This window comes from Mycobacterium sp. pW045 (assembly GCF_041287085.1).
GTDB classification, from domain to species: domain Bacteria; phylum Actinomycetota; class Actinomycetes; order Mycobacteriales; family Mycobacteriaceae; genus Mycobacterium; species Mycobacterium algericum_A.
In genome coordinates this window covers 424,752-438,481 of sequence record NZ_JBGGKU010000004.1, presented here as the reverse complement: position 1 = coordinate 438,481, position 13,730 = coordinate 424,752, and the positions used below count along the sequence as shown (strand labels likewise).

General features: G+C 69.1%; 13 protein-coding genes. 5 read left to right on the top strand and 8 right to left on the bottom strand.

Annotated features, from left to right (window positions below; translation table 11 throughout):
• Nucleotides 1-847: PPE family protein (locus ACAG20_RS09195; protein WP_370492324.1), on the bottom strand; the 847-nt coding region annotated here is incomplete at its 3' end.
• Entirely contained in the window at nucleotides 844-2,115 is a 1,272-nt protein-coding gene (locus ACAG20_RS09190) for a PPE domain-containing protein (protein ID WP_370492322.1), read from the bottom strand. The genes ACAG20_RS09195 and ACAG20_RS09190, both read right to left, overlap by 4 nt.
• A gap of 243 nt (nucleotides 2,116-2,358) precedes the next feature.
• Here ACAG20_RS09190 and ACAG20_RS09185 point away from each other — a divergent pair, with 243 nt between their 5' ends.
• Both ACAG20_RS09185 and ACAG20_RS09180 read left to right on the top strand, forming a co-directional pair.
• The gene (locus ACAG20_RS09185) at nucleotides 2,359-3,780 is read left to right on the top strand and encodes an FAD-dependent oxidoreductase (RefSeq protein WP_370492321.1); all 1,422 of its coding nucleotides are present in this window, start codon (nucleotides 2,359-2,361) and stop codon (nucleotides 3,778-3,780) included.
• Nucleotides 3,773-4,456, top strand: a complete 684-nt coding sequence (locus ACAG20_RS09180; RefSeq protein ID WP_370492319.1) for a maleylpyruvate isomerase family mycothiol-dependent enzyme — start codon at nucleotides 3,773-3,775, stop codon at nucleotides 4,454-4,456. Before ACAG20_RS09185 ends, ACAG20_RS09180 begins: the two co-directional genes overlap by 8 nt.
• Before the next feature lie 57 nt (nucleotides 4,457-4,513).
• Here the strand turns inward: ACAG20_RS09180 and ACAG20_RS09175 are convergent, their stop codons facing one another.
• Together ACAG20_RS09175 and ACAG20_RS09170 are read right to left on the bottom strand one after the other, a co-directional pair.
• Nucleotides 4,514-5,356: an LLM class flavin-dependent oxidoreductase gene (locus ACAG20_RS09175; RefSeq protein WP_370492318.1), complete on the bottom strand. Its 843-nt coding sequence runs from the start codon at nucleotides 5,354-5,356 to the stop codon at nucleotides 4,514-4,516.
• An 18-nt stretch (nucleotides 5,357-5,374) separates the two neighbouring features.
• Nucleotides 5,375-6,832: an aldehyde dehydrogenase gene (locus ACAG20_RS09170; RefSeq protein WP_370492317.1), complete on the bottom strand. Its 1,458-nt coding sequence runs from the start codon at nucleotides 6,830-6,832 to the stop codon at nucleotides 5,375-5,377.
• A 154-nt stretch (nucleotides 6,833-6,986) separates the two neighbouring features.
• On the opposite strand from ACAG20_RS09170, the gene ACAG20_RS09165 reads away from it, so the two are divergent.
• Nucleotides 6,987-7,457: an SRPBCC family protein gene (locus tag ACAG20_RS09165; RefSeq protein WP_370492349.1), complete on the top strand. Its 471-nt coding sequence runs from the start codon at nucleotides 6,987-6,989 to the stop codon at nucleotides 7,455-7,457.
• 146 nt (nucleotides 7,458-7,603) lie between these two features.
• Nucleotides 7,604-8,233 carry a TetR/AcrR family transcriptional regulator gene (locus ACAG20_RS09160; protein ID WP_370492315.1) on the top strand — a complete coding sequence of 210 codons (630 nt, stop codon included), beginning with the start codon at nucleotides 7,604-7,606 and terminating at the stop codon, nucleotides 8,231-8,233.
• On the opposite strand, the gene ACAG20_RS09155 is transcribed toward ACAG20_RS09160, so the two are convergent.
• Nucleotides 8,193-9,137 carry an oxidoreductase gene (locus tag ACAG20_RS09155; RefSeq protein WP_370492314.1) on the bottom strand — a complete coding sequence of 315 codons (945 nt, stop codon included), beginning with the start codon at nucleotides 9,135-9,137 and terminating at the stop codon, nucleotides 8,193-8,195. The two genes, ACAG20_RS09160 and ACAG20_RS09155, sit on opposite strands and share 41 nt — an antisense overlap.
• A gap of 51 nt (nucleotides 9,138-9,188) precedes the next feature.
• Here ACAG20_RS09155 and ACAG20_RS09150 point away from each other — a divergent pair, with 51 nt between their 5' ends.
• On the top strand, nucleotides 9,189-10,415 hold the full coding sequence (locus tag ACAG20_RS09150) for a cytochrome P450 (RefSeq protein ID WP_370492348.1): 1,227 nt from the start codon (nucleotides 9,189-9,191) through the stop codon (nucleotides 10,413-10,415).
• A 22-nt stretch (nucleotides 10,416-10,437) separates the two neighbouring features.
• Here the strand turns inward: ACAG20_RS09150 and ACAG20_RS09145 are convergent, their stop codons facing one another.
• Genes ACAG20_RS09145 through ACAG20_RS09135 form a run of 3 tightly spaced genes read right to left on the bottom strand, consistent with a single transcriptional unit; the run spans nucleotide 10,438 to nucleotide 13,722 of the window.
• The gene (locus tag ACAG20_RS09145) at nucleotides 10,438-11,337 is read right to left on the bottom strand and encodes a MerR family transcriptional regulator (RefSeq protein WP_370492313.1); all 900 of its coding nucleotides are present in this window, start codon (nucleotides 11,335-11,337) and stop codon (nucleotides 10,438-10,440) included.
• Nucleotides 11,334-12,800, bottom strand: coding sequence for a flavin-containing monooxygenase (locus tag ACAG20_RS09140; protein WP_370492312.1), 1,467 nt, complete (start codon nucleotides 12,798-12,800; stop codon nucleotides 11,334-11,336). Before ACAG20_RS09140 ends, ACAG20_RS09145 begins: the two co-directional genes overlap by 4 nt.
• A gap of 1 nt (nucleotide 12,801) precedes the next feature.
• Nucleotides 12,802-13,722 (bottom strand): ferritin-like domain-containing protein, encoded by a 921-nt coding sequence (locus ACAG20_RS09135; protein ID WP_370492311.1) that lies wholly within the window; start codon nucleotides 13,720-13,722, stop codon nucleotides 12,802-12,804.
• Between the last annotated feature and the right edge of the window lie 8 nt (nucleotides 13,723-13,730).

The window sequence follows — 13,730 nt, the reverse complement described above, 5'->3', positions numbered from 1 at the left end:
CGGTAGGCGCCGCGCCCACGCCGGCCGTCACCGCGCGGGCCATGCCGGCGCGCGCGGCCGACGCCGGCCCGCCGCTCAACCCGGCACCCAGGCCGGCCCCGAGCGCGGACCTCGGGATCTCCGGCAGCAGCGTCTGCGGCTTGTGGAACGTCTTGAACTGGACCATGCCGAAGTTGGGCCCGCTCAACACGACATTGCCCAGCCCACCGAACTTCATGACCCCGCCGAGCGTGCTGAACAGTGCCTCGTAGATGCCCGAGATCCCCGCAATCTCCGAAGCGTCCCCGGCTGCGGCGGTGCCCGGTCCGGCGTGGCCGGCCGGGTTGGTTGACTGCGGCGGCGAGGCGAACGGGGTGAGCCGGGTGGCCGCCGCGGCGGCGGCCTCGTATCGGACCATCGCGGCGGCGTCCTGGGCCCACATCTGCGCGTACTGGGCGTCAGCGGCCGCGATCGCCGCGGTGTTCTGCCCGAGGGTGTTGGTCGCCAGCAGCGCTTCTCGCAGGCTGCGGTTGGCCGCGATCACCGGCGGTGGCACCACCGCGGCCAACGCCACCTCGAAGGCGCCCGCCGCGGCACCGGCCTGCGCCGCCGCCGCAGCGGCCTGCGCGGCCGCAGCCGACACCCACTCCACGAAGGGCGTTGCGGCGGCGACCATCGCCGCCGACGAGGGGCCGACCCAGTCCACCGTCACCGTCGACAGCACGGCGCGATAGGAGGCCGTGACGGCCTGCAGTTCGGTGGCCAATCCCTGCCAGGCGGTGGCCGCGGTCAGCAGTGAGTCGGCACCCGGACCGGCGTAGATCAGGCCCGAGGTGACCTCCGGGGGAATAGCAGCGAAGTCGATCACGACGCACCCCCCTCCTCGGGCACCGGGATGACCAGGATGGTTGCGGTGGTCAGCGCCTCGGTGTCGGGCGCCTTGTCGATCACCCGCACGGCACCGCCCGCGACGGACTGCACCGCGGTGCCACCGAGGGCGCGCCCGGCCAGGCTCGACAGCGCCATCTCGTTGAACATCGCACTCGATGAGCCCTCGACGGCGAACGCCGCGGCGCCGGCGCTGGCCGGGCTGCCCGACAGTGCCGCCGGCAGCGCCTTTCCGGCCGGTGCGGCGGTGGCCCAGCTCGCCGGCACGGACAGCGATCCGACCATGCTCGCCTGTCCGGCGCTGGCCGCCACCGTGGCACCCGTCGAACCCCCCGCCGACAGTGGCAGCTGGTAGGAGATGTACCCACCCGTGAGCGGGCCCAGTGCACCGGTGACCGGTGCCGGGCCGCTGAGCACCGCGGCCACGCCGGGCGGATTCTGGGCCAAGCCCACGAGCTGCCCGGCGATCAGCCACCCGCTGCCGAGGTTGGAGAGGTGACCGAGCGGCGAGTACGGCCCCACCAGGTCGCCCAGCAGTTTGCCGACGTCGCCGATCCCCGAACCGACGTCACCCAGCGACGGCGCCGCCTGCGCCGGGGACGGATTGAGGTGCTGCAGCGCTCGGGGCACCGCCGACATCAGTTGCGAAACCCGCGACGGGGCGGCCGAGGCGGTCCTGACCCCGGCATTCTCCGCAGCCGTGACCGCCCGGGTCACGGCCGCGAGGTCGGCGGTCTCCGGGGCCGGGTCGAACACGCTGACCTCGGTGGCAGCCGCCGCCGAGCCGGCGTAGGCGTACATGGCCGCAGCGTCCTGCGCCCACATCTCGGCGTAGAGCGCGTCGGTGGCCGCGATCGCCGGGGTGTTTTGCCCCAGCAGGTTCGTCGCAACCAGCGTCATGTGCAGGCTGCGGTTGGCCGCGATCACCGGTGGCGGGACGTGCGCCGCGAACGCGGTCTCGTAGGCCGCGGCCGCCGCGGCGACCTGGCCGGCCACGTGCTCGACCCGCAGCGCCGTCGCACCGATCCATTCCGCGTAGGGGGTGGCCGCCACCGCCATCGACATCGCGGACGGCCCGTGCCAGGACCCGGACAGATCGGCGATCACCGAACGGTAGGCCGCGGCCGCGGAGTGCAGTTCGCCGGCCAGCCCGGACCACGCCGCGGCGGCGGCCAGCAACGGCCCGGGCCCCGCTCCGGAATACATCAGGCCGGAGTGGACTTCGGGGGGCGTAGCTGCAAATTCCATCTCGCCTGACCTCCGGAGGTGGGGACTCCCGACGACCACCCGCGGTGGTCAGAAGGTGAATCTAAGGCGGCCGTCTGGTAGATCGCCGGGAGGTGCCTGTCCGAATTCCTGGAGAATCCTGTGGTCGCGATCACATGTCGGCGGCCGTCCGGCCGGCCCAGCGCCTTACTGTTACGCCAAGATACTCTTAAATTTCTTAATTTGTGTGTATCGTTGGCCGCTGGCGTCGGGAAGGGGATTGCGGTGGGCGAATCGGGAACGTCTGCGGTCGTGCTGGGAGCCGGGATGGCCGGACTGCTGGCGGCCCGGGTGGTGTCGGAGTTCTACGACTGCGTCACGGTGGTGGACCGCGATCAGCTGCCCGATCACCCGGTCCACCGCAAGGGGGTGCCGCAGGGCCGCCACCTGCACAGCTTCCTCAGCGCCGGCACCAACATCCTCGGCGAACTGTTCCCCGGCATCCTCGCCGAGCTCGCCACCGCCGGCGCGGTGGTGATCGACAACCCCGACCTGTCCGGGCGGTACGCCCGTCTCGGCCGTCATGAGCTCAACCGGACGGGCAGGCTCGCCGATCCGACGTCGTTGGCGATCTACAGCGCGAGCCGGCCGCTCCTGGAGTTCCAGGTGCGGCGCCGTGTCGACCGGATCGGCAACGTCGCATTTCTCGACGGCCACGACGCGATCGAGCCGGTGCACCACCGGGGCGCGGTCACCGGTGTCCGTGTCACGAATCAACGTAACCGCCTCACGCAGGTGCTGCCCGCGGATCTGGTCGTCGACGCGACGGGACGCGCTTCGCGCACCACCGAGTTCCTGACCGGGCACGGCTTCGGCTGCGTGCCCGAGCAGCGCCGCAACGCCAACTGGGGCTACTCCAGCCAGCTGCTGCGCATCCCGCCGGACCGGCTCACCGACCGGCTGGTCTTCGTCAACCGGGGCCGGCCCGCCCCGGTGCTGTTGCTGGTGGCCTACGAACACGACACCTGGATGCTGGCCATCGCCCGCAGCGACGAGCAGGGCGCTCCCCCATCCGATTTCACCGCCATGCTGGCCGCGGCCAAGCAGCTCCTGCCGGCCGACATCATGGCGGGGTTACGCGATGCCACACCGATGGGCGAGCTCGCGGTGTCCCGCGACACCGGCGCGTTGTGGCACCGCTACGACCGAATGCCGCGGATGCCCGCCGGGTTGGTGGTGACCGGCGACGGGCTGTGCCGGCTCAATCCGCTGCACGGCCAAGGCATGACGATGGCGGCACTCGAGGCGGTCGTGCTGCGCGACTGCCTGCGCGAACGCGGACCGGCACTGCCGCAGCGGTTCTTTCGCGCCGCGGCCGGCCGGATCGCACCGGTCTGGGCTGCGAACGCCGCCGCCGACCACCCGTCCTCGCCGGATCACCCACGACCGCTCCGCCACCGGCTCGGCCGCTGGTTCGCCGAGGCGGCCGGCAACGCCGCGGCCCGTGACATCGTCGTCACCGAACGCCTGCTACGGGTGCGCAACCTCGTCGACCCGCCGTCGCGGCTACGCGACCCGGCGTTAATGGGCCGTATCCTGCTGGCCAACCTGCGCGGCGACCGACAGCTCACCCGCCCGCTGACTCCCGAAAGCCCCACGGGCACCCTGTTTTCGCGACGCCCCAGCGCCGGGGGCTCCCATGCTTGACGCGATCTACCGCGCCGCTCGCGGCCGGATCGGGGCGCTGGCCGCCGGGCTCGGCGACCACCAACTGCGCACGCCGGTCCCGGCCACGCCCGGCTGGACGGTGCACGACGTGCTGGCCCACCTCGTCGGCGGCGCCGCCGATGTGTTGGCCGGGCGCCTCGACGGTGCGCCGGGCGACTCCTGGACCGGACGGCACGTCGCCGAACGGCGCGCGCTGCCGATCGAGGAGTTGCTCGACGAATGGGAGCGCGCCGCCCCGGCGGTCGAATCGAGTCTGCCGGAGCAGCACACCGGTCCGAATCTGGCCGCGGACGCCATCTGCCACGAAGCTGACCTGCACGAGGCGCTGGGCCTGCCACGCACCGACCGCGAGCACTGGCAGCCGTTCCTGGACGTGATGGGCTACTTCCCCGGCCGCCGGCTGCGCGACACCGCGACGCTGGTGATCACCGACGAACTGGGGCAGGAATGGCATTGCGGCTCAGGGGTGTCAGTGACCGTGCTGCGCGCCGACGGCTATGAACTGCTGCGCGGCGTGTTCAGCCGGCGGTCGCGCCGGCAGATCGCCGCCTGGGACTGGTCGCCCGAGCCACTCGGTCAGCTCGTCGACGGGTTCGGCGCGTTCGGCCCCCGCGACGACGACCAGCCGATCCCGCCGCCCGGCCGGCTGACCTAGGTACGCCCGGCCCGCCGCGGCGGAGGAACTTCACCGGGAGTGACCCCGCGCGAGCCCTCACTCCCGCAGTGCAGCAACTACCTGTTTGCCGAACTCGGCGATCGTTTCCGGTGCGGCGAAATCGGAGAACCACACATAGAAGCGTTGCGCGCCATGGTCGCGCAGGCCGGTGAAGTAGGCGACCAGTTCGTCGGCACCGCCGCAGACCAGCCCGGGGCCGAGCTGACTGAACCGGCGGCGTGCCTTGCCGATCACCGCTTCGGCGTCAGCACCGTCGCCGACGAACCCGACCATCTGCTGCACCGAGGCCCGCGCCGAACCGATCTTGTCCACCAGTTGCGGCAGTTCGTTGACGTGTGTGGCCGGTAGATTCCACCAATCCGCATGCTGAGCAACCAGTTTCAGCATCCTCGGGCCACGGCCGGCCAGCAGCAGCGGGATCGGGCTGCTCGGTGTCGGCAGCTGGGTGTCCTCGCCGCCGGACCAGTAGCGTTTCAGCGCGGCCACCGTCTGTGCCAGGGCGGTGACACGGCCGCCCGCGGTGGGTTCGCCAAGGCCGAAGCGGGCCAACTCGTCGGGCATCGACCCCGATCCCAACCCCAGCTCGAATCGCCCACCGGTGGCCTCGGCCAGGGTCACCGCCTGCTTGGCCAGCACCGCGGCATGTCGGAACGCATCGCAGAGCACCAGGTGGCCGATCCGCAGCCGTTCGGTGTGCGCGGCGACCCAGGTGGCGATCGTCATCGCCTCCCAGACCGGGGCGTCGGGTGCCATCGGGGTCTCGAGGTGGTCGAGGAACGCCAGGCCGTCGAAACCGCTGGCCTCGGCGGTGCGTGCCCGCAGCACGATGTCGTCGATGCTGAGCCTGCTCTGCGGCAGGAACAGGAACCATTCGGCCATCACAAGACTCCGTCGGCGCTACAGCGCCGCCCAGATCGACTTGGTCTTCAGGTAGGCGTCGATGCCCTCGTAGCCGAACTCTTTGCCGACGCCGGACTGCTGGAAGCCGCCGAAGGGCACGTTGTGGTCGAACGTCAACTGGCAGTTGAGTCCCACCATGCCGGCGTTGAGCCGCTTGCCCAGATCGTGGGCGCGGGCCAGGTTCGTGGTCCAGGCGGTGGCGGCCAGGCCGTAGCTGGTGTCGTTGGCCATCGCCACGGCTTCGTCGTCGTCGTCGAACGGCAGGATGGTGACGACCGGACCGAAGATCTCCTCCCGGTAGAGCCGGCTGGTCGCCGGGTCGACGCCGGTGACCACGGTCGGCTTGACGAAGTAGCCCTTGCGGTCCAATCGGTAACCGCCACTGACGATCTCGACGCCGTCCTTCTTACCTTGGTCGATGTAGCCCAGCACCCGATCGAGTTGTTTCTGGCTGACCAGCGGGCTGATCATGGCGCCCTCGTCCTTCGGCCCGCCCAGCACCAGGTTCTCCCCGATCATCGCAATGCCGGCCACCACTCGCTCGTAGACGCTGCGCTGCACGAAGATTCGGGAACCGCACACGCAGCCCTGACCCGAGTGCACGAAGATGCCCATCGAGGCCATCATGATCGCCATGTCCAGATCGGCGTCGGCGTAGATGAGCACCGGGGACTTGCCGCCCAGCTCGAGGGTGACCTTCTTCAGGTTGTCCGCCGAGTCGCGCATGATCTGCTTGCCGACCTCGGTGGAGCCGGTGAAGGCGACCTTCTCCACGTCGGGATGCGCGGTGATCGCGGCACCGGCGGTGGCGCCGTAGCCGATGACGAAGTTGGCGACGCCGTCGGGCACCCCGGCCTGCGCGATCAGTTTCTCCAGCAGCACCGCCGACAGCGGGGTCTCCTCGGCCGGTTTGACGACGCTGCTGCAACCGGCGGCCAGCGCGGGGGCGACTTTGGCGCAGGCGTTGAACAGCGGGCCGTTCCACGGGTAGATCAGCCCGACGACGCCGTAGGGCTCCTTGTGGGTGTAGGCGTGGAAATTGGCGTGGGTGCTGTTGACACCGCCCTCCATCTGCACCTGGTAGCTGGCGCCGTTGATCTTGGTGCACCAGCCGGCGTAGTAGCGGAAGAACTCCGCGCAGGTGGACACGATCATCTCGGCCTGGGCCGGCGGCATGCCGGCGTCCAGCGACTCCAGTTCGGTGAACTCCTTGGCGTGCTCGTCGATGAGGTCACCGAGGCGCCACAGCACCTTGGCGCGCTCGCGAGCCGCGATGTCGGTCCAGACGCCCGACTGGTAGGCCGCCTTGGCGCGGGCGACGGCCTCGTCGACTGCTTCGGGGCCGGCGTCGCGGAACTCGGTGATCTGCTCCTCGGTGGCCGGGTCGATCACCGGGATCAGCTCGCCGGTGCCGGGACGCTTCGCCAGATCATCGATAACCGACTGCAGTGCCATAACTGGACCTTTCCCGTCGCGGAGATGCTGGGCACTTGCTTAGCACCCGGCGGGTGGCGCGGTCAACAGTGAGACAGTTTATTCATCATCTGTAAAGGTGTGTTGAGTGCGGGCGCTGGTCGGCGGCTCGCGCGACGATCAGAAAGGCACAGCGTTGGGCATCGTCACCACCAGCTCGGAAACCGCATTCAGCCACGCCGCTGAGACGATCTACGACTTCGTCACCAATCCGGCCAACTGGACGAAGACCTACCCCGGCAGTGCCCACATCGAGAACCTGCCCGATCGACTGCCGCTGCAGGTGGGCGACACCTGGGCCGAGGCCGGCCCGGATGGGGAACGCATCTTCAGCTGGCAGCTGGCGATCGCCACCCGACCCCGACTCTGGGTCTTCAGTTCGGTCGGACGCCTCGGCCATGACCGCGCCGGCAACGGGGGGATGGCAGGCCGCATCACGGTGCAGTACCACTTCACCCAGCCCGCCGATGCCACCACGCTGTTCACCCGCACCATGACCGTCGAGGCCTACAAGCACGCGCCGTTGCCGGACGGCTTCTTCCGCGCGGTCAATCCGGCCAAGATCGACGACTACCACGCCGCCATCGCGCGAGAGTTGGGCAGCTGACGCTTACCGTCGACTTTCGCTGCGGCAGTGGGGCTACCGGTCGTCGAGGCCGACGGTCTACACGTGGTGGCCAGCCGAATGACACCGTTGGACCGCGGGTCGATTACGGTTCCGGCTATGACGCGACGCCGGCTCGGGAGGTTCTGATGCGCACCCGCGGCTGGGGCGGCGATGTGCCGGCCAGCGACGATGAGGCGGTGGCCCGGATCCTGCAAGCGACCCGGCGCACCATCGACGAACGCGGTGAACAGACCAGCATCGCCGATGTGGCCCGCACCCTCGGCGTCACGCGCCAGACCGTCTACCGCTACTTCCCCAGCACCGAGGAGTTGCTGTCGGCCACCGCGATCGACGGCGTCGGGGATTTTCTGGACCAACTCGCCGCGGCACTGGCCGGCATCACCGATCCCGGGGAGGCGGTCGCCGAAGGTGTGGCGCTGACCCTGGAGCGCCTCCCCGATGATCCCTATGTCGGGCTGCTGCTGCGCGCCCAGCAGCCCAGCGCCTTCGCCGTCACGGTGACCACCGACACCGGCCGCGCTTTCGGGCACTCGATTCTCGAGCGGCTGGATGTCGACTGGTCCGGTTTCGACGCGCAGGCCATCGACGACATCATCGAGATGGTGCTGCGCACCCTGCAGTCGTTCATCCTGGCGCCGCTGCCCGCCCCGGGCGCCGAGTTGCGGCGACTGCTGCGCCGGTGGATCGCCCCGGCGGTGACCGCGGCGCGGGGCGCTACGAAGGTTCGCGGGTCAGTGGGTAGCGCACGCCGGTGAGATCCTCGGCGATCTGCCAGAGCCGCTGCTGCGCCTCGACGTCGTGGGCGCGCCCGGCGGCCCGGACCAGCACCGGCGGGCCGATCTGCTCGAAACGCCCACCCGGCCCGTAGAACTGGCCGCCCGCCGCGGCCGGGTCGGTCGCCGCCCGCAGCATCGGCAGTGCTCCGTCGGCCGGGGCCTGGGTGAACCAGCCGGTCAGGTGGCGGAAGCGCCCGTTGAACACCCAGCGAACCGATCGGGATTGCTCGCGCAGGATCCCGGTGCGGGTTCCGCCGGGGTGCGCTGCCAGCGAGATCGCTTGGCTGCCCATCGATTCCAGTCGCCGCTGCAGTTCGAACACGGCCATCAGCTGGGCGAGCTTGGACTGGGTGTAGGCCACCGCCGGGGTGAACGAGGACTCCAGCTGCAGATCGTCGAACGAGATCCGGCCGCCCCGACTGGTTTTGCTGTTCACCGCGATGATCCGCCCCGCCCCGGAGGCGAGCACCCGGTCGAGCAGCAGTCCGGTCAGGGCGAATGGCCCGAGGAAATTGGTGCCGAGGTCGCCCTCAAAGCCATCGACGGTCAGCTGCCTCCTGTGGTGCATGACCCCGGCGTTGTTGACCAGGATGTCGATGACCGGGTATGACGCCCGCAACGCGGCGGCGCAGCCGCGCACCGACTCCAGGTCGCTGACATCCAGCTGAATCACCTCGGTTCGCGCGGCCGGGGCCGTCCGCAGGATGTCGCGGCGAGCCGCGTCGGCAGCCTCGAGGCTGCGGCAGGCCAGTACGACGTCGGCGCCGAGGATGGCCAATCCCCGGGCGACCTCGAGGCCGACACCGGTGTTGGCTCCGGTCACAACGGCGGTCCGCCCGTGCTGGGGTGAACCCTGCGCCAACGTCCAGTCCGTCGCGGTCACACGCCGAACTATAGACGGGACACCACAATCAATGTGTATGGTCCTGACTTGATGCACGACGACGTCGACCTCACCGACCTGGACCGGTTCACGTCCGGCTTCCCGTATCACGTCTTCGATGTGTTACGCCGCGAATCGCCGGTCTGGTTCCATCCGGCCACCGCCCACTCCCCGGGCGGCGAAGGGTTCTGGGTGCTCAGCCGCTACGCCGACATCGTCGCCGCGGCCACCGACAGCGAGACCTTCTCCTCGGAGACCGGCGGCGGCCGCGACGGCGGCGGCACCACCCTGGAGGACATGCCGCTCGGGTTCGCCGTCGGTGCACTGCTGAACATGATGGACGACCCGCGCCACGCCAGCCTCCGAAAGCTGCTGATGCCCAGCATGACTCCGCGGGCGCTGCGCGGCATCGAGCAGGATCTGCGCCGGCGCGCGGTGACGATCGTCGACGCCGCGCTGGCCAAACGGGAATGCGACTTTTTGGTCGATGTCGCCGCGGAGCTGCCGCTGCAGGCCGTCGCGGAGTTGGTGGGCGTGCCGCAGCAGGATCGCCACGAGCTGATGGACTGGGCCAACGTCACCTTGGACTACGAGGACCGCGAAGTCGGCGAGGTCAGCGACCGACTGGTGCAGGCCCATGCCCGGATGCACGCCTACGGGGCCGAGCTGCTGGAATACAAGCGCGCCCACCCGGCCGATGACCTGCTGTCGGTGGTGACGCACGCCGAGATCGACGGCGAGCCGCTCACCGCCAACGAGCAGCAGATGTTCTTGAGCCTGATCATCGCCGCGGGCAGTGAGACGACGCGCAACTCGATCGCGATCGGCATGTCGGCACTCAGCGAGCATCCCGCGGCCTGGGAGCGGTTGCGCCGGGACCGGGAGCTGCTGCCGGTGGCCGTCGAGGAACTGCTGCGCTGGGCGTCGTCGACGCCGTACAACCGGCGCACCGCCACCCGCGACGTCGAACTGCACGGGCAGCAGATCCGGGCCGGTGACAAGGTGAGCCTGTGGTGGGCGTCGGCGAACCGCGACGACTCGGTGTTCGCCGAGCCCTACACCTTCGACATTCTGCGGAACCCCAACCCGCATTTGACATTCGGGCGCGGCGTGCACTTCTGCCTCGGCTCCACGCTGGCCCGCCTGGAGATGCGGGTGATCTTCGATGTGCTGCTCGACCGGGTGGGCGCGGTTACCCTGACCGGCCCGATCGAGTACGTCCGCAGCAACAAGCACGCCGGGGTCCGGCACATGCCGGTCACCATCGAGCCGCGCTAGCGCTTTCGAGACAGGGCGGGCGTCAGCCCAGCAGTGACTCGGCGAGCAGACCGGCGACCATCGATTCGATGGTCGACTCGATCGACGAGGCCAAGGTGGCGGTGACCGATGCGACGGCCTGGGTGCGAAACCGCACCAGCATGCCGATCAACTCCGCGATCGCGGTGTCGGCCGGCAGCGGTGCACCGGGCTGGATCAGCTCCAGGACGTGTTCGGCGCCGGCGCGCACCAACAGCTGGCTGATCGCGTCGATGTGCGGCAGCGTCTGCTCATAGAGATCGATGAGCTTGTCCACGGTGATGCCGTACCCGCGAATCTCGTTGAATGCCTCGATCAGCTTGGGCCGGGTGATGGTGGCCTGTGATCCGTCGGGCCCGTCGAGGCGGATCACTCCGAGCTGCACCAGCCGGCGCAACGCCGGCGGGTCGTCGATCAGCCGTTCGGCTTCGGCGCGCGGCATGGTTTGCGGGCGCTCGGTGGTCCAGGTTCCGGCGATGGCGCTCTCCAGCCCCAGGATGTCGCCGAGGTCCTTGCCCTGTTCCCAGGCGCCGATCATCTCTTTGACGTGCGCGATCGTGTAGCCGCGGTCGAGCATCGAGGTGATCAGCCGCAGCCGGGTCAGGTGCGTGTCGTTGAACAGCGCAATCCGCCCGACCCGCCGCGGCGGCGGCAGCAGATCCCGGTCCCGGTACACCCGGACGTTGCGGGTGGTGGTGCCGGCCATCCGGGCCAGGTCGTCGACCCGATACTCGCGCGAGGCCGCACTGCCGCCGGGGTGACGCACCACGACCTCGAACAGCTGGGTCACTGCGGCTTCGATCACCTCACGCGACTCGCGCCGCACCCGGCGGGGCACCCGTCGCAGGTTGGCCAGCACGCCGGCGATGGAGTCGGCTTTGGGGTGACGATCCGGCGTGCTCATGCCACCGCGTGATAGTCGGCGAGACGGAACCTGCGCATCTGCCGAAGATACTGGGTCGCGAACCCGGGGTACATCGATGCGTTGACGCCGTCCTCGGTGAGATACCAACTGCGGCAACCCGACATCCAGGTCGTGTTGGCCAGCCGGCGCTGGATCTGCTCATTGTGGCGGCGTTGCACCTCGTCGCGGACGTCAAGATAGCGCAGGTTCGATGTGCGGATGGCGCCGACGGCACGCACCACATAGTCGAGTTGCCCCTCGACGTACACCAGCAGGGAGTTGTGTCCCGGGCCGGAGTTGGGGCCGGTCATGAAGAACAGGTTCGGATAACCGTGCGCCTGAATGCTCTTGAAGGCCTGCGCGCCGCCGGTCCACTCGGCGGCCAGCGAGCGGCCGCCCAGCCCGGTGACCGGAAACGGCGGGCCGGTCAGGTGCACGTCATAGCCGGTGGCGAAGACGATGGCGTCGAGCTGGTGCTCCACCCCATCGCTGGTGCGGATGCCGGCCGGGCTGATCGTGGCGATCGGCCAGTCGATGAGTTTGCAGTTCTCCCGCTGCAGTGCCGGGTAATAGTCACTGGAGACCAGCATGCGTTTGCAGCCCGGGGTGAAGTCCGGAGTGAGCTGACGGCGCAGCCAGGGATCCTTGACCGTCGCCCGCAGGTGGGCCTTGCCTAGTCGGGCCACCAGGGCGCTGAGCGGAGTGTTCCATACCAGTGCGGTGGCGCTGGCCTCGTGCCCCCAGAACAGGGCCTGCCGGGCAAGCTGCTGGGCGGCAGGGACTTTGGCGAACAACTCCTGCACGACCGGCGGCATGCCCACATCGAGTCGGGGGATCACCCAGCCGGGGGTCCGCTGGAACACCTTGACGAAGCCGGCTTGCTTGACCAACTCCGGGACGATCTGCACCGCGCTGGCACCGGTGCCCACGACGGCCACCTTCTTGCCGGCGAAGTCGTAATCGGGATCCCAGCGGGCGCTGTGGATCTTGCGGCCGGCGTATGTTTCCAGACCGCGGATGGCAGGAAAGCTGGAATCGGGCAGCGGTCCGGATGCCAGCACCACCGTGCGGGCCCGAAACTTCGTGCTGCCGGCCGACACCGTCCACACGCCGGCGTCCTCGTCGAACGCCAGTCCGGTGACCTCGGTGTTGAACCGGATGTGGCGCCGCAGGCCGAACCGGTCAACCATGTCCTCGATGTGGCGATAGATCTCCTCTGCCGACGGGTACGCCCGTGACCAGCCGGGGTTGGCGACAAACGAGAACGAGTACAGCAGCGACGGAATATCGCATGCCGCACCGGGATACCGGGTGTCGCGCCAGGTTCCACCGACCCGTTCGCTGCGTTCCAGGATCACGATCTCGTCGTCGGCGATACCGGCTTCGGTCAGCTTGATCGCTGCGCCGATCCCGCTGAAGCCGGCGCCGACGATCAGAGTCTGGTAGACGGGTGCGCACGCCATGTCAGGCCGCCGGTTCGTGCGTGAGCTCTTTGAACCAGCTCGGCACGGGTTTGAGTAGCCGCTTGGGATAGAAGCCGGACAGCCACACCGCGGGATTGGCGAGCAGGTGATACGGACTGTCCGGGTTGGCCATCCAGCCCGAGTAGCGCTTGACGACCTGGTAGGCCGGTACACGCCGGGTGCCTTCGCCACGTTCGCCGAACTGGCGGAAACGCATCAGTGCCGAGTAAAGACGTTGCGGATCCAATCCCATGCCGATCACCTCGTTGCGGACCCGGTTGAGCAGTGGGACCGCGATCAGTGCGCCGACGATCAGTGAGGGGGAGGCGACAGTGCCGACGAACTCGATGGCCAGCCGGCGGGCATCGGCGTGCCCGATCATCTCCAACACCGCGAAGTCGACGGCGATGTGCCGGGACTCGTCGTTGTTGATCTTCTCGAACACCTGGTGGCAGACCGGGTCATCGACCTCATCGAGCAGGAACTTGAGCAGCGCGCCGTCGAGTGCGACTTCCAGCATCGGGATCACCGTTCCCAGCACCGACAGCGGCAAGTCATCGGAGTAGTCATCCAGCCACTGCATCGCCAATCGGATGTTGACGTTGGGCTCTGGCATTTCGCCGTCGGCAAGCATGCCCCAGCGCTTCATCAGCGCCAGTTCGGCGTTGGCATGGCGCTGTTCCTCGGCATGGAAATACCGGTAGATCTCAGCGAGCGTCGAAGTCGGGGCCTTGCGCGCCATGGCTGCGAAACCGCGGGCTCCGATGTTCTCGATCCAGCACAGATCCGCCATGAATTTCTTGAGTTTGGGCCGGAACTCATCATCGATGGTCTCGGCTCCCGGTGCGTCCCAGTCGATGTCGGCCAGTGCCCACTGCCGATCCTTGATCTTGGCGAGCATGATGTCCAAATCGAGGCTCATCGGACACT

Bases quoted from the DNA above. Each gene is read 5' to 3' on its own strand.
- ACAG20_RS09170 (WP_370492317.1), bottom strand. From the start codon at position 6,832: ATGGCACTGCAGTCGGTTATCGATGATCTGGCGAAGCGTCCCGGCACC.
- ACAG20_RS09140 (WP_370492312.1), bottom strand. From the start codon at position 12,800: ATGGCGTGCGCACCCGTCTACCAGACTCTGATCGTCGGCGCCGGCTTC.
- ACAG20_RS09190 (WP_370492322.1), bottom strand. From the start codon at position 2,115: ATGGAATTTGCAGCTACGCCCCCCGAAGTCCACTCCGGCCTGATGTAT.
- ACAG20_RS09145 (WP_370492313.1), bottom strand. From the start codon at position 11,337: ATGAGCACGCCGGATCGTCACCCCAAAGCCGACTCCATCGCCGGCGTG.
- ACAG20_RS09135 (WP_370492311.1), bottom strand. From the start codon at position 13,722: ATGAGCCTCGATTTGGACATCATGCTCGCCAAGATCAAGGATCGGCAG.
- ACAG20_RS09180 (WP_370492319.1), top strand. From the start codon at position 3,773: ATGCTTGACGCGATCTACCGCGCCGCTCGCGGCCGGATCGGGGCGCTG.
- ACAG20_RS09150 (WP_370492348.1), top strand. From the start codon at position 9,189: ATGCACGACGACGTCGACCTCACCGACCTGGACCGGTTCACGTCCGGC.
- ACAG20_RS09160 (WP_370492315.1), top strand. From the start codon at position 7,604: ATGCGCACCCGCGGCTGGGGCGGCGATGTGCCGGCCAGCGACGATGAG.
- ACAG20_RS09175 (WP_370492318.1), bottom strand. From the start codon at position 5,356: ATGGCCGAATGGTTCCTGTTCCTGCCGCAGAGCAGGCTCAGCATCGAC.